The organism is Cellulomonas sp. NPDC057328, assembly GCF_042667215.1.
In the GTDB taxonomy this organism is placed as follows: Bacteria; Actinomycetota; Actinomycetes; order Actinomycetales; family Cellulomonadaceae; genus Cellulomonas.
Genome location: NZ_JBHUZW010000028.1, coordinates 1 through 19,063, shown reverse-complemented (window position 1 = coordinate 19,063; position 19,063 = coordinate 1). Strand labels below are relative to the sequence as shown.

The 19,063-nt window shown below is 75.6% G+C and carries 18 protein-coding genes, 1 tRNA gene and 1 pseudogene; 8 read left to right on the top strand and 12 right to left on the bottom strand.

The features are described from left to right. Window positions 1-10: 10 nt before the first annotated feature. Window positions 11-562 carry a TetR/AcrR family transcriptional regulator gene (locus ACFUMH_RS07520; RefSeq protein WP_378202786.1) on the bottom strand — a complete coding sequence of 184 codons (552 nt, stop codon included), beginning with the start codon at window positions 560-562 and terminating at the stop codon, window positions 11-13. Window positions 563-681: 119 nt separating this feature from the next. Between ACFUMH_RS07520 and ACFUMH_RS07515 the strand changes: the two genes are divergently transcribed. Next, on the top strand, window positions 682-1,683 hold the full coding sequence (locus ACFUMH_RS07515; protein WP_378202783.1) for an SDR family NAD(P)-dependent oxidoreductase: 1,002 nt from the start codon (window positions 682-684) through the stop codon (window positions 1,681-1,683). A 60-nt stretch (window positions 1,684-1,743) separates the two neighbouring features. Here the strand turns inward: ACFUMH_RS07515 and ACFUMH_RS07510 are convergent, their stop codons facing one another. Both ACFUMH_RS07510 and ACFUMH_RS07505 read right to left on the bottom strand, forming a co-directional pair. Beyond that, on the bottom strand, window positions 1,744-3,933 hold the full coding sequence (locus ACFUMH_RS07510) for a glycoside hydrolase family 3 C-terminal domain-containing protein (protein ID WP_378202780.1): 2,190 nt from the start codon (window positions 3,931-3,933) through the stop codon (window positions 1,744-1,746). A 26-nt stretch (window positions 3,934-3,959) separates the two neighbouring features. Beyond that, window positions 3,960-5,648, bottom strand: coding sequence for a beta-xylosidase (locus ACFUMH_RS07505; protein WP_378202777.1), 1,689 nt, complete (start codon window positions 5,646-5,648; stop codon window positions 3,960-3,962). A 241-nt stretch (window positions 5,649-5,889) separates the two neighbouring features. Here ACFUMH_RS07505 and ACFUMH_RS07500 point away from each other — a divergent pair, with 241 nt between their 5' ends. Further along, window positions 5,890-6,927 (top strand): LacI family DNA-binding transcriptional regulator, encoded by a 1,038-nt coding sequence (locus ACFUMH_RS07500; RefSeq protein WP_378202774.1) that lies wholly within the window; start codon window positions 5,890-5,892, stop codon window positions 6,925-6,927. Window positions 6,928-6,960: 33 nt separating this feature from the next. Here ACFUMH_RS07500 and ACFUMH_RS07495 read toward each other — a convergent pair whose 3' ends face one another. Further along, complete coding sequence (locus tag ACFUMH_RS07495) at window positions 6,961-7,839, bottom strand: alpha/beta fold hydrolase (RefSeq protein ID WP_378202771.1); 879 nt, start codon at window positions 7,837-7,839, stop codon at window positions 6,961-6,963. 81 nt (window positions 7,840-7,920) lie between these two features. Between ACFUMH_RS07495 and ACFUMH_RS07490 the strand changes: the two genes are divergently transcribed. Next, the gene (locus tag ACFUMH_RS07490) at window positions 7,921-9,783 is read left to right on the top strand and encodes a BTAD domain-containing putative transcriptional regulator (RefSeq protein WP_378202768.1); all 1,863 of its coding nucleotides are present in this window, start codon (window positions 7,921-7,923) and stop codon (window positions 9,781-9,783) included. Window positions 9,784-9,794: 11 nt separating this feature from the next. Here the strand turns inward: ACFUMH_RS07490 and ACFUMH_RS07485 are convergent, their stop codons facing one another. The 5 genes and pseudogenes from ACFUMH_RS07485 to ACFUMH_RS07465 all read right to left on the bottom strand — a co-directional run bounded on the left by ACFUMH_RS07485 (window position 9,795) and on the right by ACFUMH_RS07465 (window position 13,198). Further along, window positions 9,795-10,508: a Pr6Pr family membrane protein gene (locus ACFUMH_RS07485; RefSeq protein ID WP_378202765.1), complete on the bottom strand. Its 714-nt coding sequence runs from the start codon at window positions 10,506-10,508 to the stop codon at window positions 9,795-9,797. A 573-nt stretch (window positions 10,509-11,081) separates the two neighbouring features. Next, the gene (locus ACFUMH_RS07480; RefSeq protein WP_378202762.1) at window positions 11,082-11,558 is read right to left on the bottom strand and encodes a hypothetical protein; all 477 of its coding nucleotides are present in this window, start codon (window positions 11,556-11,558) and stop codon (window positions 11,082-11,084) included. 11 nt (window positions 11,559-11,569) lie between these two features. Then, window positions 11,570-12,007, bottom strand: coding sequence for a hypothetical protein (locus ACFUMH_RS07475; protein WP_378202831.1), 438 nt, complete (start codon window positions 12,005-12,007; stop codon window positions 11,570-11,572). A 334-nt stretch (window positions 12,008-12,341) separates the two neighbouring features. After that, window positions 12,342-12,809, bottom strand: a pseudogene (locus ACFUMH_RS07470) (putative T7SS-secreted protein); the annotation flags it as partial. After that, window positions 12,809-13,198: a hypothetical protein gene (locus tag ACFUMH_RS07465; RefSeq protein ID WP_378202759.1), complete on the bottom strand. Its 390-nt coding sequence runs from the start codon at window positions 13,196-13,198 to the stop codon at window positions 12,809-12,811. The gene ACFUMH_RS07465 and the pseudogene ACFUMH_RS07470, both read right to left, overlap by 1 nt. A gap of 188 nt (window positions 13,199-13,386) precedes the next feature. On the opposite strand from ACFUMH_RS07465, the gene ACFUMH_RS07460 reads away from it, so the two are divergent. After that, window positions 13,387-13,710, top strand: coding sequence for a DUF4333 domain-containing protein (locus tag ACFUMH_RS07460; protein ID WP_378202756.1), 324 nt, complete (start codon window positions 13,387-13,389; stop codon window positions 13,708-13,710). Further along, window positions 13,707-14,240, top strand: coding sequence for a hypothetical protein (locus tag ACFUMH_RS07455; RefSeq protein ID WP_378202753.1), 534 nt, complete (start codon window positions 13,707-13,709; stop codon window positions 14,238-14,240). Before ACFUMH_RS07460 ends, ACFUMH_RS07455 begins: the two co-directional genes overlap by 4 nt. A 131-nt stretch (window positions 14,241-14,371) precedes the next feature. Here the strand turns inward: ACFUMH_RS07455 and ACFUMH_RS07450 are convergent. Further along, a tRNA-Ser gene (locus ACFUMH_RS07450) sits at window positions 14,372-14,461 on the bottom strand. Window positions 14,462-14,578: 117 nt separating this feature from the next. Between ACFUMH_RS07450 and ACFUMH_RS07445 the strand changes: the two genes are divergently transcribed. Then, window positions 14,579-15,481 carry a Sir2 family NAD-dependent protein deacetylase gene (locus ACFUMH_RS07445; RefSeq protein WP_378202750.1) on the top strand — a complete coding sequence of 301 codons (903 nt, stop codon included), beginning with the start codon at window positions 14,579-14,581 and terminating at the stop codon, window positions 15,479-15,481. A 281-nt stretch (window positions 15,482-15,762) separates the two neighbouring features. Here ACFUMH_RS07445 and ACFUMH_RS07440 read toward each other — a convergent pair whose 3' ends face one another. Next, on the bottom strand, window positions 15,763-16,194 hold the full coding sequence (locus tag ACFUMH_RS07440) for a nucleoside deaminase (protein ID WP_378202825.1): 432 nt from the start codon (window positions 16,192-16,194) through the stop codon (window positions 15,763-15,765). A gap of 138 nt (window positions 16,195-16,332) precedes the next feature. On the opposite strand from ACFUMH_RS07440, the gene upp reads away from it, so the two are divergent. Further along, window positions 16,333-16,968, top strand: coding sequence for a uracil phosphoribosyltransferase (gene upp / locus ACFUMH_RS07435; protein WP_378202747.1), 636 nt, complete (start codon window positions 16,333-16,335; stop codon window positions 16,966-16,968). Between the two features lie 334 nt (window positions 16,969-17,302). Then, entirely contained in the window at window positions 17,303-17,680 is a 378-nt protein-coding gene (locus ACFUMH_RS07430) for a hypothetical protein (protein ID WP_378202744.1), read from the top strand. Window positions 17,681-17,815: 135 nt separating this feature from the next. Here the strand turns inward: ACFUMH_RS07430 and ACFUMH_RS07425 are convergent. Continuing rightward, on the bottom strand, window positions 17,816-19,063 hold a 1,248-nt coding region (locus ACFUMH_RS07425; RefSeq protein WP_378202741.1), incomplete at its 5' end, for a hypothetical protein.

Sequence of the window (19,063 nt, the reverse complement as noted above, 5' to 3'; positions counted from 1 at the left end):
GCCGTCCCCCTCACGCGCCGCGCAGGCCCGGCAGCAGCATGTCGACGTACCGGGCGGCGTCGGCGGCCGGGTCGGGGCCGAGGCGCGCGGCGTGGTCGACGCCGCACAGCAGCCGGCGCAGGTCGTCGGCGTGCAGGTCGGCGCGGACGCCCTGCGCCTTCGCGCGGTCGAGGACGTGCTCGGCGACGTCGCCGAGCGCGCGCAGGACGTCGGCGACGTGCCCGTCGTCGCCGGCGCCGGTGCGCAGCAGCTCGGCGACCGCCGGGTCGTCCCGCTGGGCGCGCAGCACGGCGTGCAGCAGCGCGCCGAGCCCGGCGACGGCGTCGTCGGTCGCCGCGGCGGCGCGGGCGTCGTCGAGCAGCACGTCGACCCGCGGGCGGGCGAGCGCCGCCAGCAGGCCGGTGCGGTCGCGGAAGTGCCGGTACGCGGTGCCGACGCCCACGCCCGCCTCCGCCGCGAGGGCGTTCATCGGCAGGGCGAGGTCGCCGTCGTCGACGCGCCGGCGCGCGACGTCGAGGACGCGTGCGCGGTTGCGGGCGGCGTCGGCGCGCAGGTCGGTCACGGCCCCAGCCTACCGCCGTCTCGGAGCGCTCATCCGATCGGATACATGATCCGGATGTGCGTATGCTGCACCGGATAGCCCATCCGATTCGATGCCCGACCCGACACCCGGAGGACGCCATGCCCACCGACGCCATGCCCACGGACGCCGTGCCCACGGACGCCATGCCCACCGCCCCCACCGCTCCCCGCCGCGGCACGTCCCCCGGCCGCGGCGTCGACCGCCGCACGCTCGCCTGGAGCCGCGCCGACGTCCCCGACCTGACCGGCCGGCGCGCCCTGGTCACCGGCGCCTCGAGCGGGCTGGGCGCCGCGCTCGCCGCGGACCTCGCGGCCGCGGGCGCCGACGTCGTCCTCGCCGTCCGCGACGAGCGCCGGGGGGAGGCCGTGCGCGACCGCCTGCTGGCCGCGGGCGCCCGCGGCGACGTCACGGTCGAGCGCGTCGACGTCGCGGACCTGGCGTCCGTCCGCGCGCTGGCGGCCCGCGTCGGCGACCGCCCGCTCGACGCGCTCGTGCACAACGCCGGCACCGGCGGCGCGCCCGAGCGCAGCACCGTCGGCGGCCACGAGCTCATGCTTGCCACGCACGTGCTCGGCCCGCACGTGCTCACGCACGGCCTGCGCGACGCGCTCGAGGCGGCGCCCGCCGGCCGGGTCGTCACGGTGGGGTCCGCGATGTACCGGCTGCTGCGCCAGCGCGTCGACCTCACGGACCTCGGCGCCGCCCGCCGCTGGTCGCCCCCGGCGCAGTACAGCGCCACCAAGCTCGCGCAGATGGTGCTCGCCCGCGAGCTCGGGCGGCGGCTCGGTGCCGACGGCTCGACGGTGCGCAGCGTCGTGGTGCACCCGAACGTCGCGCGCACGCCGCTGCAGTCCGGCGGCTCGACGCCCCTCATGCGCGCCACGAGCCGCGTGCTCGCCGCGCTCATGGCGCGCACCGTGGAGCAGGCCGTCCTCCCGCTGCTGCTCGCGGCGGTCGCGGACGACCTCCCGGCGGACCGCGTCCTCGCGCCCGGCGGCCCGCGCACCGACACCCGCGTGGTCGCCGAGCGGCACGCGACCGTCGACGACCCGGCCGTCGGGGCGGCGCTGTGGGCGGAGGTGGAGCGGCTGACGTCGTGACACGCCGGACCGGCGGCCGGGCTCAGCGCGCCGGCCCCCGCGCCGGGCTCGCCGTCCGCGCTACGCCTCGATCCGCAGGCGGACGGCGTCGGCCGCGTGCGCGTGCGAGGCGACGTCGAGCTCGACACCGCCCGTGGGGAGCCGCAGGCGCTTCGCGTCGGCGTCCCACCGCGCGAGCGCGACGAGGTGGACGGGCACGGCGACCTCGACGGCCTGCGCCGCGGGCACCTCGGCGACGGCGAACCCGACGACCGCGGTCTCCCCCGCGCGGTCGCCCTCGGTGCGGCGGCCGTAGACCTGCACGACGTGCCGGCCGTCCCGCTCGCCGCCGTTGCGCACGCGCGCGGTCACGGTCAGCGCGCCGTCGACGAGCTCGCCCGCAGTGGCGTCCTCGACCGCGAACGTCGTGTACGACAGGCCGAACCCGTGCGGGTAGGCCGGCTCCACGCCGAGCCGGTCGAGCAGCCGCTGCCCGTGGAACCGGTCGTACGTGATCGCGGTGGCGTCGCGGTCGAAGGCCGGCAGGTGCTCCTCGCTCGTCGGCACCGAGAACGGCAGCCGCCCGGACGGGGCGTGCGCACCCGTGAGCACGTCCGCGAGCGCGTGCCCGCCCTCCATGCCCGCATACCACATCATCACCAGCGCGGGCACGTGGTGGCGCCACCGCTCCATGAGCACGGCACCGGCGGCGACGACGGCGACGACCGTGCGCGGGTTGGCGGCCGCCACGGCGCGGACGACCTCCTCGTCGACCGGGCGCAGCGTGAGCGACCGGCGGTCGCCGCCGTACTCGTCGCCGGCCGTCATGACGACGTTGCCCTCGCCCGCGGCCGCCGTGATCGCGTCCGACGCGTGCCCGCCACCGCCCGGCTGCTCCGGGAACAGCGCCAGCAGCTCGGGCCGGTTCATGGTGTCCGAGCCGACGTACTCGCCCTCGTCGCGCTCGTCGAAGCCGACGACGACGACCGCGACGTCCGCCGCGCGCGCGGCCTCGGCGGCGGCGGCCGGGTCGTCCTGGTCGACGACCGTCACCGTGGCGCCGGGGAACGCGGCGCGGATGCCCTCGGCGGGCGTGACGTAGGACGGCGGACGCACGTCGGACGAGCCCTTGTCGCCCATGTTCGGCGCGGTCGCGAGCCGGCCGATCACGGCGACCGACGTGACCGTGGCCGGGTCGAGCGGGAGGACGGGCGTGCCGTCCACAGGCTCGTTGCGCAGCAGCACCATGGCGCGGCGGCCGACGTCGCGGGCCAGCGCGCGGTGCGCCTCGGACGCCATGATCTCGACCGGGAGGTCGCCGTCGACGCGGCGGGCGTACGAGCGCAGCTGCGCAGCGAGCAGGCGCACGCCGGCGCGCTCGACGAGCTCCCACGTCGTCTCGCCGGCCTCCAGCTGGCGCGGCAGGTCGCGCGCCCGCTGCTGCGCGAACGGCTCCTCGAGGTCGAGGCCCGCGTTGAGCGACGCGGCGGCGTCACGCAGCCCCCAGATGAAGTCGCTGACGGTGATGCCGTCCCAGCCCCACTGGTCGCGCAGCACGTCCGTGAGCAGGTAGTGGTTCTGCCCGGCCCACTCCCCGTTCACCGCGTTGTAGGCGGACATGATCGCGGACACGCCCTCGTCCACCGTCCGCCTGAAGTGCGGCAGGTAGACCTCGTGCAGCGTCGCCTCGTCGACCGTGACGTCGACCGTGAACCGCGCGTTCTCCATCGAGTTCAGCGCGTAGTGCTTGGCGCACGCCATGGCGTACCGCTCGACGCCGCGGGTCAGCGCCGCGCCCATCTCGCCGAGGTGGAACGGCTCGTCGCCGTACGTCTCCTGCGCGCGGCCCCACGCCGGGTGGCGCGGCAGGTTGATGCACACGCCGCCGAAGAAGTTGCCGCCGACCGCGCGCAGCTCGCGGCCGATGACGTCCCCAACCTGCTCCTCGAGGTCGACGTCCCACGTGGCGCCGCGGGCCATCGAGACGGGGAACGCGGTGCCGTGGCCCGAGACGACGCCGCGCGGCCCGTCGACGAACCGGATGCCCGGGATGCCGAGCCGCTCGACCGCGCCGTGCACGTACGGGCGGACGTTGTAGCCCTGGCCCATCTCGGCCATGCCCTCCCAGAAGGGGGTGTCGCCGTCCAGGAGGCCGAGGCGCTCCGCCTCGTCGAGCTGCGCGTACAGCCCGGCGGCCTCGTCGGCGGGGGCGGCTCCGGCGCGCACCCGCTCGACGGCCGCCTCGAAGGCGGTGGTCGACGTGTCGCTCACTGCTACCTCACCTCGTCGTGACGTGCCTACCGGGTACCCGGTCGGTACCGCGACGCTACGTCCGGGTCGTCCGCGCCGCCACGAGCCGGCGCCACCGACACCACCGCCCACGCGGGCAGCTCCAGGTCGATCGTCAGCACGCCGTCGTCGTCGACCACGAGCTCCGAGCGCCACAGGTCGTCGGCGACCTCGCGCAGCCGCGCGGTCTGCTCGCGCGTGAGGTTGAGCGGCTCGCCCATCGCGTGCCACGCCTCGGCGACGTTGCCGTGGTCCCAGTCGACGCGCTCGACCGCGAACCGCGCGCCCGGCGTCAGCCCCTCGACGACGTGCCGGACGTGCCGCGCCGACCCGACCTGCGCGAGCGCGCGCGTCTCGGCGTAGGAGTCCGCGGAGCCCACGGGTCGCCGGCCCATGTCGTCGGGGTAGTGGAAGAAGACGGCCGCCACCGCGTCGGTCGCGCTGTCGCGGGTGACCACCCCGTGCGGGGTGTCGAGCAGCACCCGGTCGCCGAGGCGCGCGAGCATCGCGAACGCGTGGAACGTCGGCTTGTGCAGCCCTTGCTCGTTCACCAGACCGAACCCGCCGTGGAACGGGCCGAGACCGGCGCCGCCCTCCTCGAAGACGTCCGTGAACGTCCAGTACGCGAGCGAGTCCGTCAGGTCGGCGCAGCGCAGGAAGGCGCGCGTCACGTAGGTCGCGGCGAAGAGGGTGTCGTGCATGCGGTCGCGGCTCGACGGGGACGTCGACCACTCGGTGATGTGCAGCTCGGCGTCCGGGTACGGGCTGCTCGCGATGATCTTCTGCATCGCCGTCAGGTCGTCGTGCGTGGCGTCGACGTGCCGGCGGATGTGCACGGCCTCACCGTTCGCGCCGAACGCGAAGTCGGTCGGGTACAGGTGCGTGGTGAGGAAGTCGACCGGCAGGTCGCGCTCGGCGCACCAGGCGATGAACTCCTCGATCCACACCGGGCGCCAGTCGAGCGCGTCGACGTCCGTCGCGGTGGCCGTGCCGAGCGTGCGGCTCGGGTCCTCGACCTCGCCCGCGTAGCGGTCGTCCGCGACGAACACGCTGGTGGACGGCCCACCCACGAGCAGCCGCTCGTCCACCGACTTCACGGCCCGCACCGACGCCTCGTAGAGCTCGAAGTACTGGGTGCGCGTGCCGGTCCAGAAGTGCGGGACGAGGTTCGGCTCGTTCCAGACCTCGAAGCGCCACTCGCGCACCTCGTCGATCCCGTACCGGTCGACCCAGTGCTGCACGGTCCCCCGCACCAGCTCGGCCCACGCGCCCATGTCGGTGGGCGGGCTGCAGTGCGCCTTCCACCAGAACAGCGTCTCGGTCTGCGTCGCGAGCGCCCGCGGCATGAAGCCGAGCTCGACGAACGGGGGGGCCCCCGCGTCGAGGATGAAGTCCATGACCTTGTCGACGTAGGAGAACGTCAGCACCGGCTCGGCCAGCGTGCTGTCCGGCCCGAAGCCGCCGCCGTACGTCGCGCGGTACACGAACATGTCGTCGTGGAAGATGCCGTGGAAGCGCACGGTGCGGGCACCGAGCACCTCGACTGCCTCGCGGAAGTGGGCCTGCCAGTCCGCGCGCAGCGCCTCGTTGGCGCGGCCGGCGCCGAGGCACGCGTTCCAGATGTGGCGCAGCGGCCGCTCCTGCGGCGTCGTGCCGTCGATCCGGTACGGGGCGGGGGCCGGCGTCGGGTGCGTCATCGCATCCATCTCTCTCGGGGGTGGGCACTGCGACCGGCGGCGCGTCTGGCACCCCTGGGATCTCCAGGCGAGACTCGCTCGCGGCCGACAACGCGCAACTGTTTCGCGCCGTTGCGTCGCCCATGGACGCTACTGCGCGACCGCTCGTCGGTCAACGCGTGGGAGACGAAACGCTTGGGCTTGTTGCCATCCGTTGCCGCTGGCCACTAAGGTCGAAACGGTTTCGGGTAGAGGAGCGCACATGCCAGGCAGGCCGCCGTCCGGGCGCGTCACGCTGACCGACGTCGCGGCGGTCGCGGGCGTCACCAAGGGCACGGTGTCCAAGGCGCTCAACGGGCGCAGCGACATCGCCGAGGACACGCGCCGGCGCATCCTCGAGGCCGTCGCCGAGCTGGGCTACCGCCCGAGCACGCAGCCGTGGACGCCGCCGCGCACGCGCGCCCTCGCCGCCGTGGTCGACGGCGAGGAGTCCCCCTACGTCTCCGGGGTCCTGCGCGGCGTCCTCGCCGCGGCCACCGCGAGCCGGGCGGACCTGCTGCTGCGCGTGGCCCCCGACCGCGAGTCGCGGCGCAGCCGCACGCTCGCCCGCGCCTGGGTCGAGCAGCAGCTCGCGTCGGGCGTCGTCGGCGTCATCGGCCTCACCCTCGGCGAGCCGGCGACGATGCTCGCCGCTGCGGAGGCCGCCGGGCTGCCCTTCGTCATGGTCGACCCCGTCGACGTCAACACGCCCGAGGTCGTCAGCATCGGCTCGACCAACTGGGCCGGCGGACGCACCGCGGCGGAGCACCTGCTCGAGCTCGGCCACCGGCGCATCGCGTGGATCGGCGGCCCGTCGGCGTCCGCCGCGTCGCAGGAGAGGTTCCACGGCTACAGCGCCGCGCTCGACTCCGCGGGCGTCGGCCTCGACCGGGACCTCGTGCGCGAGGGCTGGTTCTCCGTCGACACCGGCCTGCGGCACGCGCGCGAGCTGCTGCGCCTGCCGTCGCCGCCGACCGCCGTCGTCTGCGGCGACGACGAGATCGCCGTGGGCGTGCTGGCCGCCGCGCGCGAGCACGGCGTCCCCGTGCCGGGACGCCTGAGCGTCGTCGGCTTCGACGACACCCCGCAGGCGATGTGGACCTCCCCCGCCCTGACGTCCGTGCACCAGCCCCTGGCCGGCATGGGGCGCATGGCCGTCGAGACCGTGCTCGCGATGGCCGACGGCGTGCAGCCGGCGTCGCGGCAGGTCCAGCTCGTCACGATGCTCACGGTGCGCGACTCGACGGCCCCGCCGGCCTGACGCCGGACCGGCGGGGCGGGTACGGCGCGAGCCTCAGCGCGTCAGCAGCGCCCGCAGGTCCGCGATCACCTCGGCCGGGGCCTCCTCCGCCATGAAGTGCCCCGCCGACGTGGTGCGGTGGTGCAGGTCGCCGGCCCACGCGCCCCACAGCGCCGCCGCGTCGTACCCGAGCGCGGCGCCCCAGTCCTGCTGCACCACGGTGACGGGCATGGTCAGCGTCCGCCCGGCGGCGCGGTCCGCGCGGTCGTGGACGACGTCGATCCCGGCCGACGCACGGTAGTCCGCGACGATCGACGGCACGGCCTCGCGGCTGGCCCGCAGGTACTCGGCGCGGAACTCGGCCGGGATGGCGGCCGGGTCGGCCACCCACCCGTCGAGGAACGCCGCGAAGAACGTGTCCGCGACGGCGGCGATCATCGGTTCCGGCACGCCGGCCGGCTGCGCCATCAGGTACAGGTGCCAGGCGACCTTCGCGTCGACGCCGTGCAGCACGTCCCACATGTCGAGGGTCGGCAGCACGTCGAGGACCAGCAGGTGCGACACGGCGTCGGGGTGGTCGAGGCCCGCGCGGACCGCGACGAGCGCGCCGCGGTCGTGCCCCGCGAGCGCGAACCGGTCGTGGCCGAGCGCGGCGGCCAGCGCGACGACGTCGGCGGCCATGGTGCGCTTGGCGTAGGTGTGCTCGTCGGCCTCGGCGGGCTTGTCGCTGGCGCCGTAGCCCCGCAGGTCGGGGCAGATCACGGTGTGGTCGCGCGCGAGGTCGGCGGCGACGTGGCGCCACATGACGTGCGTCTGCGGGAAGCCGTGCAGCAGGACGACGGCGGGCCCGCTGCCCGCGACGGCGGCGTGCAGCGCGACGCCCGGTGCGGTCTCGACGCGCTGCTGGGTGAAGCCGGGGATGGTCAGGGACATCGGTCCTCCGTGGGTCGGGTGGCGTGCCGCCCACGCTGCCCGGCCCCGATCAGCGGCCGATCAGCGGGCTAGCCTGCCGGGGTGGCGGACGTGCAGATCCGGGTGCTGGGGACCGTGTCCGCCGCGGCGGACGGCGCGCCCCTCCCCCTCGCCAAGCCCCGGCTGCGCGAGCTGCTGGCGCTGCTCGTCGACGCCGGCGGGCGGACGCTCACGACCGACGCGCTCGTCGACGACCTCTGGGACGGCGCCGCACCCGCCGGCGCCGTCGGGGCGCTGCGCACGTTCGTCGGGGAGCTGCGCCGCGCGCTCGAGCCGGACCGGGCGCCGCGCACCCCGCCGCGCGTGGTCGTCACCGTCGGCACCGGGTACGCGCTGCGCCTGCCGCGCGCGGCGGTCGACGCGTGGCGGGTGGCCGACGCGGCCGCCGACGCCCGCGGCGCGTCCCCCGCGACGGCCGTCCCGCTGCTCACGCACGCCCTGGCGGAGTGGCGCGGCGACGCCTACGAGGAGCTGGCCGACCGCCCGTGGGCGCAGCCGGCGGGGGCACGGCTCGCCGCCCTGCGGGCCGACCTCGTCGAGCGGCTCGGGGACGCGTTGACCGCGTCGGGCCGCGCGGCCGACGCCGCCGCGCTGCTGGACCCGCACGTCGCCGCGCACCCGTGGCGCGAGGACGGGTGGCGCCTGCTCGCCACCGCGCTGCACCGCGCGCACCGCCCGGCCGACGCCCTCGACGTGCTGCGGCGCGGGCGGCGCACGTTCGCCGACGACCTCGGCCTCGACCCCGGCCCTGCCCTCGACGCGCTCGAGCGGGAGATCCTCGACCGGCGCACGGAGCCGTGGCACGACGCCGGCCTGTCGGCGCTCGACCGGCGCGGTGCCCGCGCACGGCTGGAGGCGTCGGGTGCGGTCCTCACCAGCCTCGCCGTCTCCGGCGACCTCGCGACCGTGCGCACGCAGCGGCTGGCGGCCGTCGCCGCGGCGGAGCAGCTCGACGACCCGCGGCTCACGGCGCGCGTCATCGGCGGGCTGGAGGCCCCGGGCGTGTGGACGCGCTCGGACGACGAGGAGCTCGCGGCGGCCGTCGTCGCCGCGGCGGCCCGCACGCTCCCCCGCGTCGCCGGCAGCCCGCACGCGCGCGCCCGGCTGCTCGCGACCGTCGCGCTGGAGGACCGCGGCACGGCCGCGCGCGAGGCCGAGGCAGTCGAGGCGGAGCGGCTGGCGCGCGAGCTCGGGGACGACCGGCTGCTGTGCCTCGCGCTCAGCGGCCGCGCCATGCAGCGGTTCGCGCGCGCGGGGCTCGCGGACGACCGCGACCGGATCGGCGCGGAGCTCGTGGCTGCGGCACGGCGGGCCGAGTCGACGACGTTCGAGATCTGCGGGCGGATCGTGCGGATGCAGGCGCTGTGCGCGCTGGGGCGGCTCGACGACGCGGGCGCCGAGGCGGACGCGGTGGACTCGGTGGCGGCGGCCGCCGAGCGGCCGCTGGCGTCGACGTTCACGGCGTGGTTCCGGCACGCGTCCGCAGGAACGCCCGAGCCGCCGGCGCCGGACGAGATGCCCGGCTTCTCGCGCGGGCTCGTCGCGCTCAGCCGGGTGACACGTGGGCTGCGCGCGGGCGGGGACGTCGGCGCCGCGCTCGCCGGACCCGACGGTGCCGCTCCCGACCCGGGGCCCTACGAGCCGTGGCTCCGGCCCCTGCTGCTGGTGCGCGCGGGGCACCGCGACGAGGCCCGCCGTGCGCTCGCCGTCGCGCCCGCGCCGCGCCACGACCTCCTGCTCGAGGCCACGTGGGCGCTGCTGCTCACGGCGGCGCGCGAGGCCGACGCACCGGACGTCGTCGCGCGCGCGTCCGCGGCGCTCGCGCCGGCCCGCGACGAGCGGGCGGCGGGCAGCGGCGTGGTGGACCTGGGGGCGGTGCGGGACCTGCTGGCGGACGACGGCTGAGGCGGCACGGCTCAGTCCACCTGCCGCCGCCCGGTGGACGCGGGCTCCTGGCCGGTGGCCGCGGCCCCCTGGCCGTCCGAGGCCCACGACCCACCGAGCCACCGCACGCCCCGCGTCCGGCTGACCGCCCACACGAGCGCGCCGGCCGCGAGCAGCACCACGAGCAGCCCGGCGACGTGCACCGCGAGCGACCTCGCACCGCGCTCCGGCAGCAGGAACCCGTACGGCACCCACCCGTCGGTGGCCCCGCGCACCAGGACGACCGCCAGCCACAGCACCGGGTACGGCAGCACGAGCCACAGCCGCCGCCACGGGAGCGCCGGCCGGTCAGCGACGAGCAGCCAGTCGAGCAGCACGACGCACGGCAGCACCCCGTGCAGCACCGCGCTCACCCACGGCGCGGCGCCGCCGTCGCCCGGCAGGACGGCGTTGTAGACGACCGCGACGACCAGCAGGCACGCCGTCGCGACGCCCCGGGCCGTCGTCAGCGCGACCGGCACCGCCCGCCCGGCCAGCGCGAGCCCGCCGACGGCGACGACCAGCACCGCCGCGAGCAGGCTCGTCAGGTTCGTGAAGTAGCCGAGGAAGTCGGCGAGCGCCCCGCGCCCGGCGGCCCGCTGCCCGGCGTACGAGGACCCGAGGACCGCGAGCGCGAGGACGCCGACGAGCACCCGCGCGGCCGCGACGGCCGCCGGCGGACGACGGGGCGGGTCGGCGGCGGGCACGGCGGCCACCCTAGTGAGGGGCCGCGCGGACGTCCGCCGGCGGCCGGACCCCCGACGCAGCCGTCGACGGCAGCCGCCAGCGCCCCGCCCGGGCCACGAATGCCGACAGCCCGGACCCTGTCGGGTCCGGGCTGTCGATCGAGCGGTAGCGATGGGCTTGGGTCGCACACCTTGGAGAGGGTTGGTCCGCTTGGACGATCTGGGAGCTGGCCTGGTCGGACGGTTCGTATGGCTCGGCATCGCCTTGCTGTTTGCTGTCCTCGTTGGGATGGCGAAGTGGAGGTTGATCGGGCGACGCCGCTGACGGCACCGCGAGCGGTCGCATCTCGATGTCAGGTGCGGGCGCACCTCTCCCATGCGAGTCGGCAGGGGGCAGCGTCGGTGGTGCGCAGTTGGTGCACGACCTCGTAGTCGCACTCGCCGCACACGCCGTCTGCGTCGTTGCCCGACCAGGCGCGCTCGTCCCATGGATGCCCGCAGGCCCTCCAGCAGTCCCACTCGTACAGGGATCGGGAGACGCGTTCCTGAGCGTCGGGAGCCGTGAGGTGCGCCCGGTGCGGGCACGCGGCCGGCTTACTCGATGCGCAGGCTGGCGAGCGTGTCGCGGAAGTCAGGTGCCACCGCGGACGCGGATCGAGTTGTCGCAGTGAGGGTCGCGATGCAGACGAACCGCAGGTAGGGGTCCCTCGAGTTGGGGAGCGTGAGCATCACCTGGTGCTGTGCGAGTCGGACCCACCCGCCGGCCGTGAGGGTGTGGAACTGGAGATGCTGAGCGAGCCCCGGGAGCGACACCGTCCCCAACACGTCCCGCCGGCACAGGACGACATCGCGTTCGTTGTCGGCGAGGAGCGCGAGGGAGGAATCCGCCATCTGCGTCAGGGACCCGGGTTCGCCGAGGCGCAGACTGACGGTGATGTTGGGCGTGAAGCTCTCGTGCCCGCGGGAGTGCACCGCCGCGAAGTCGATGTCCTGCTCGCGTCCGGGCGGCACCGGGACGGGAGTCCAGCCTGCAGGCAGGCGGAACGCCAGCGGAGGCGGATCAGCTCGCATCGCGGCTTCGCTCAGTAGCCAGTGACCGCATGGATCATGAGCCAGCCGGTCGCAGCTTCTATGACCTCCTGCACTTGATCGGCAGCGACGGTGACGGCCGACGACACTGAACCTCCGAGTCCCAGCGCGCCGCCAGCGTTCGACCGGACGGTCCAGCTGCCGTCCTCGTTCTTACCCGCGGTCAGGCCGGCCTCCGCGCCTGCTCCGGCCCATCCCTCGGCCGCTACCTCAGCGCCGATGCCGCCGACATTCGCATCGAGCTGTGCTCCGGCCTGCAGGCCGAGGAACCCTCCCGCCTTCGCGTCTACGCCGTCTTTGCCAATCCCGACGCCCGCTTCTGCATAACCCCCTACGAGCCCGTTCGCGCGGACGCCGGCGCTGGCGTACTCGCTGCCGACCCGCGCCCGACGCGTCGCCGTACAGGCCGCCGCTGGCAGACGCTCGCGCACGAAACTGACTGTCCTCGACGCCGAGCTCGCCCTTGGCTCTGAAACCTGCCTGCGAGCCGGCCTGCGCAGTGGCGAACAAGGTTCCGTGCGCGGCGGTGGCCGACGCCTGACCTCCCCATGCCAGGGCCTGCCCCTCCGCGGTACCGAGGCCGAGCTTGGTCTTGCCGCTCTCAGGATCAACCGAGAGCACCGCTCCGGAGGTCTGCCAGGAGTCGACCCGTTGGTGGGTGCTGGCCTCCGTCCGGACGATTGCGGTGTCGCTGACCTGGATGCGCGCTAGTGCGCGTGCCGCCTCGTCGCCGGCCTTCCGAACCAGGGACCGCGCGTGCTCCAGGATGTCGGCGGCCTCCACGCGCAGCGGCGCGCCGCTGTCGATGAAGATCGGCGGTCTCGCGACGAGCATCCCGCGCGAGACGGCTCGGGCGTGAGCGTCAACAGCGTCGGAATGGCTCTGCTTGGCGGATGCGGTCAGTTGCCGACCCTCGGTCCACATCTCGATTGCCCGAGTCGCGTCGGCTTGGGCGGTTGTGAGCACGTCCGCATACGACGTGAGCGCCTTCGCTGCGTCCTCCAGTGCGTCCGCCGTCGTGCGCCAACCCTTGGGGCGCGTCGCCAACGCGTCGACGAACCGGTCCGCCTGGATTCCTTCCCAGCCCGGCACGCGCACACGGGCTATGTCATCCCCAGCCTCCTCGAGCTGCCTGGCGCGGGCGCGGAGGGCGTCAGCGTCGGCGTACTCGGCGCGGGGGTTGCCCGGAACGAGCTGGCTGGGGTCAGTGGCATTCTCCAGCGTGGCTGCCATCACCCGGCCGCCGACGTGAACGGGAACGCTGGGACCGGAGACGGTGCCAGGCCCGGACCAAGGGGCGACGGCCCGCGCCAACCGGTGTGGGGCAGCTGAGCGCTCAGGTTCGCGACGCAGGAGCCGGCTTCGGCCTCCGCAGCCTCGTAGTCCTTGATCTGCTCGTCGAGGCCCGCAGCGAGAAGCTCCGCGCGCGCCGCGTGGGAGTCGACGGCCAGGTCGACATCGGAGACGAGCATCTGGATGGCCTGCGCCAAGCCGTCATGCCCGTAACCGTCACCCCAGGAGAAGCACTGGTACTCAGCCGTGCCGTTCTCGACCACCCGACGGATCGACGCCGCCGCCGAGCGCAGCTCCTCGAGGTCGACCTTGATCGTGCCCGTTGCCACCGTGCAGCCCTCCGCCGTACCGGTCCGCTTGCCGCGTGTGAATCGTAGGGCAGCCCTTCGACCCTTCGTGGGTCGTCCACGGCAAGCCTGGGCGGAGCCCCTTCGAGGCATCCGCACGTGAACCGTGGGTCGGCGAGGAGTTGGGCGCCTCACGGCCGACCAGTGGGCCGCGCATGCCAGGATGCGGGGTGCGCTCGACTCTCCTCGCTCTGACGATCGCCGCGACGGTGCTCCTCGCCGGCTGCTCCGTCCATGTCGACACTCGGTTCGTCGGGACCGACGAGATCGAGGAGAAGGTCGCAGCGGCACTCACCGAGGAGGCAGGCCGCGCGCCCGACAGCATCGAGTGCCCCGAGCAGGTCCCGGCGCGGGAGGGCGCGGACGTCCGGTGCACCATCACGGACGGCGACCAGCGCATCGGGGTGACGGTCACCGTCACCAGCGTCCGCGACGGCGACGACGTCTCCGTCCAGATCGACGTGGACGACGAGCCGCTCCCGGCAGGGTCGTGAGCACGGCCGCCGACGAGCTGTGCGCGGCGGTCGAGAGGGCCACCGAGGGCACCCCGTACCGGATCGAGCGAACGGCTGAGGGTTTCGACCTGAGGATCGCCGTGGACGACGCACGCTGGCACGGGCTGCTCGCCTCGGCCGGGCGCAGGCGGGTCGTGGAGTGCCAGGTCCGCCTGGACGGAGACGCACGCACCCTGCAGATCACCGACGCGCAGTTCCACGTGCGATGGGCCGTCGGCGTCACGGGGCGCACACCACATCTGGTCGCCGCCCAAGCCGGCGCCGTGCGCGGCCGTACCTGGTCCACCTCCCGCGAGTGGACGTGGCGGCCAGGCCAGCGCCCGCAGGCGAAGCCCGTGGTCGAGGACCGGCTCAGCACCGCCGAGGCTCGCCGACTGATCCGCAAGGCCGCCATCGCCCTGGGGTGGACCGAGCGGATGGGCCCCTACGAGCGCGCCGGCCTGATCGCCGTCGGCGTCGGCCTCCTGACATGTCTCGCGGTCGCACTCCTGCTCCTCATCGGGCGGTAGTGACAACCCGACGTGTCAGGAAGCGGCGAACATCGAGCGCCAATAGGTGAGGCAACAGGGAGCCGGAGCGGGGCAGCGGGGACGACGAAGGGCCCCGGATCCGCAGGTTCCTGCGGGCGGGGCCCTTCGACTGGCGGTAGCGGTGGGATTTGAACCCACGGTGGACTTTCACCCACACACGCTTTCGAGGCGTGCTCCTTAGGCCGCTCGGACACGCTACCTCGGCGGGTAACCCTACCCGGTGGACCCCCGTGGCTCCCAATCCGGCGTCCCGTGACCTGCGGCACGTGCCCCGCCGGCCGCCGTCCCGGCCCCGGCGCGCGACGTACCGTGGAGCGGTGAGCACGTCCCCGGCCCGTCCCGCCGCCGTGCGCGGCACCCTCGACGACGTCGTGGCCCTGCTCGCCGGCCGTCGCCTCACCGCGCTCACGGGCGCGGGCGTCTCGACCGACTCCGGCATCCCCGACTACCGCGGCCCGGACTCGCCGCCGCGCACGCCGATGACGTTCCAGCAGTTCGTCGGCGACGAGGCGTTCCGCCGGCACTACTGGGCGCGCAACCACGTGGGCTGGCGGCACGTGCACGAGACGCACCCGAACGCGGGCCACCGGGCGCTGGCCGCGCTCGAGGAGCGCGGTGTCGTGCTCGGCGTCGTCACGCAGAACGTCGACCTGCTGCACGAGGCGGCGGGGTCGCGGAACGTCATCGACCTGCACGGCCGGTACGACCGGGTCGTGTGCCTGCGCTGCCGCACGGTGTACCCGCGCGGGGTGCTGGCGGAGCGGCTCGAGGCGCTCAACCCCGGGTTCGTGGAGCGCGTCGGCGGGGAGGTCGGCGACGTCGAGATCGCGCCCGACGCCGACGCGGTCATCGAGCAGACCGCCGACTTCCGCGTGCAGGCGTGCTGGGCGCCGGACCCCGACGACCGGTCGCGCCCGTGCGGCGGCATCCTCAAGCCGGACATCGTCTACTTCGGCGAGAACGTGCCGCGCGAGCGCGTCGAGCGGGCGTACGCGATGGTCGATGCGGCCGACGCGCTGCTCGTGGCTGGGTCGTCGCTGAGCGTGCAGTCGGGGCTGCGGTTCGTGCGCCACGCCGCGCAGGCGGGCAAGCCCGTCGTCGTCGTCAACCGCGGCGAGACCCGCGGCGACCGCTGGGCGACCCTCACCCTCCACACGGGCACCTCCGAGCTCCTCGCGGCCCTGGTCACCCTCCTCCCGGCGCTCCCGCCCGACGCCTGACCCCCGCCCTCCCGCCGCCCCGATCGCCGACTGCGGTACGTCGCACCGAGCGCGGCAGGTGCACCACCCGCACTCGGCGGGAGCTACCGCACTCTGCGAAGACGCCGCACCCGCTGCCCCTTCCCGGCCCGCCAGTGCGGTAGATGCGTCACGAGTGCGGGTGTTGCAACACCCGCACTGGTGACGCATCTACCGCAGTCGAGGAGTGCGAGTCGGGCAGGTGCGAGTCGGGCAGGGTGCGAGTCGGGCAGGGTGCGAGCCGCGCAGGCGCCGGCGGGGGGTCAGCGGTGGTGCGTGAAGAACGTGCGCAGGAGGGCGGCGCAGTCGTCCGCCCGGACGCCGGCGACGACCTCGACGCGGTGGTTCGTGCGGCGGTCGCGCACGACGTCCCACTGCGAGCCGCACGCGCCCGCCTTCGGGTCCCACGCGCCCAGCACGAGCCGGGGCACGCGCGCCAGCAGGGTGGCCCCCGCGCACATGAGGCACGGTTCGAGGGTGACGACGAGCGTGCAGTCGTCGAGCCGCCAGCGCCCGAGCGCCGCGGCGGCCGCCCGCAGCGCGACGACCTCGGCGTGCGCCGTCGGGTCGCCGTCGGCCTCGCGCCCGTTGCGCCCGCGCCCGACCACCGCCCCGTCCGGGCCGAGCACCACCGCGCCGACGGGCACGTCGTCGGTGGCCAGCGCGGCCCGCGCCTCGTCGAGCGCGACGGCCATGGCCGCGTCGTCCGCGGGGGTGGCCCACGGCGACCGGGGCGTCACGACGACGTCGGCACCCGTGCTCGCGTCGTCCACCGCCCCGCCTCCGTGCTCCCGCCACCCGTGCGCCCGCATCCTCGCACTACCCTGGCCCCCATGCGCCTGCACGTCGCCGACCACCCGCTCGTCGCCCACAAGCTCGCGGTGCTGCGTGACGCGCAGACGCCGAGCCCGACGTTCCGGCAGCTCGTCGACGAGCTCGTCACGCTGCTGGCCTACGAGGCGACGCGCGACGTCCGGACGGCCGAGGTCGAGATCCGCACTCCGGTCGCGACGACCACGGGCGTGAAGATCGCCGACCCGAACCCGATCGTCGTGCCGATCCTGCGCGCTGGCCTGGGCATGCTCGAGGGCATGACGCGGCTGCTGCCGACGGCCGAGGTCGGGTTCCTGGGGCTGCAGCGCGACGAGGAGACGCTCGAGGCGATCACGTACGCGAACCGCCTGCCCGACGACCTGACGGGCCGGCAGTGCTTCCTGCTCGACCCGATGCTGGCGACGGGCGGCACGCTCGTCGCCTCGATCGACTACCTGCTGCAGCGCGGCGCGCGCGACGTCACGGCCGTGTGCCTCATCGCGGCGCCGGAGGGGCTGAAGGTCGTCGAGGAGTTCGTCGGCGACCGGGCGGACGTGCAGGTCGTCGTCGCCGCCGTCGACGAGCGGCTCGACGAGCACGCGTACATCGTCCCGGGGCTCGGCGACGCGGGCGACCGCCTGTACGGCATCGTCTGAGACGACCGCCGCCGGCGGGCCGGGCCGACGGCGGCCGCTGCGGCCGCGCGCCCCGGCGGACGCCGCCCGTACCGGATCCTGAGACCCACGGCCCGGTGCCGCGTCCCAGGCCCTGAGATCACCCGGGTAACGCGTGGACCCGGTTCGTCCCACCGTGCCACGATCGTCCCATGAGCCCCGTCACGCGCCGACCTGTGCATGCCGCCGGCATGCGTGCGTCCGTCGTCGCGTCCGGGTGGTATCCGCGCCGCTGTCGCATCTGACGCCGCCCACCACCCCGCCCCGCCGGCTCCGCCCACCGCGTCGACGCCGGTCCGCTCACCCGGAGACACCCATGACGCCACCCGCGACCGCGCGCGTCCGCCGACCGGCGGCCGTCGCCCCGCTCGTCGCCGACCCGCCCGCCGCCCCGCCGCGCGCCGCGCTCGTGCTGTACGTGAGCCTGCCGACGGGTGACGACGCGCCCGCGCCGAGCGCCGCCGAGCTCGCCGAGGCCGCGGAGATGCTGCGCGAGCTCGCCCACGACCTGCTGCCGACGGCCGAGACGTCGGCCGCGCTGTCCCTCGTGCCGGGCACCAGTGGCGACGTGCGCCGCATCGGTGACCGGATCTCGCACCTGCGGCTGCTCGCCCCGCCCGAGGCGGACGAGCCCGGCGCCCCCGCGCCCGCGCCGCACCCCGACGTCCTCGCCGGCTCGGGGGACGCCGGCTGAGGACGCGCGCTGCCGGGTCGGCGTCATGGGATCGGGGGACCCCGGTCGGCCCGGCAGCGCACCCCGCTCGACCCCTGCCCCGCTCGACCCGACCCGTGCCGCGCCCGACCCGTGCCGCGCCCGACCCGCCCCGGCTCAGGGCGCGCTGACCCCGTCCGGTGCGACCGTCCGCACGGTCACCACGCCGATCAGGTACTGGTCGGCCGACGTCGTGGGCGTGAGCGTCCCGACGTCGGACGCCAGCACGACCTCCTCGAACCCCTTCGCGTCGACGCCGAGCGCGTTCGCGTACCGCCAGCCGGTGGCGGTGGAGTCGAAGGCGTTCGAGCGCGAGCCGCCGCCGGCGACGGCGGTGCCGTCCCACCGCAGGGGCGTCAGGGCGCCGACGCCCGACAGCGAGAGCCGGTCGTCGCCGGACCCGCGGTCCCCCTCCCACGCGACGACGCCGATGCGCGCGCGCGTGCCCGCCTCGGCGACGAACGCGAACGCGGGCGCGGCGGTGGCCCGGCCGATCCAGGCACCGCCCGCGTGCACGGTCACGGACGCACCGTCGGCGGCCTGCGTGCCGTGCACGACGACGAGCGACCAGCCGGCGTAGTACGTGGGCTCGGGGTCGCTGCGGCCGTCGGCGACGGCGACGTCGGCGAGCGCCCACGCCCCCGCGCCGCCGCGCGCGACGACGTCGGTGACGTCGACGGCCGACGGGTAGTAGGAGCGGCCCGAGTCGTCGACGCGCGTGATCGCGTCGGCGGGGGCGCGCACGTCGGTCCACGTGCCGTCGGGCGCGCGCAGGCGTGCGGTGCCGAGCTCGGCGCTCCACCCGTCGCCGGGCGCGCGCACGCCGGACCAGTACAGGCCCGCCCACACGACGGGCCGGCCGGCGGGCAGCGCGAGGGTGGTCTGCGACGACACGGGGACGTCGGCGCGCGGGCCGGGCGGCGCCGCGTCGTCGAGCGGCTGCATGTCGAGGCCGTTGTTGTCGTGCGGGCGGTGCACCGACGGGCACGGCACCTGGGCGCCGTAGCGGCACACGAGCAGGGGCGCGCCGACCTCGGTGACGTCGAGGTCGCCGATGCCCGACCAGACGGGCGTGAGGTTCGCGGACGAGGCGACGACACGCACGGACGCACGCGTCTCCGCCGCGCCGGCGCCGGTCACGCGGATCTCGGCGGAGCGGTCGAGCGCGCCGGCGACGCGGACGTTGAGCTGCACGGGCCGGGTCGTGCCGGCGGGCAGCCGCCCGAGCCGGCACAGCACCTCGCGGCCGCCCGCGTCGGCCGTGCAGCCGTCGGTGCCGGGCACGACGGCGTCGGGGGCGTGCGTGACGCCGCGGGGCAGCGTGACGCGCGCGACGACGTCGTCGGCGTCGGCGCCGGGCCGGCC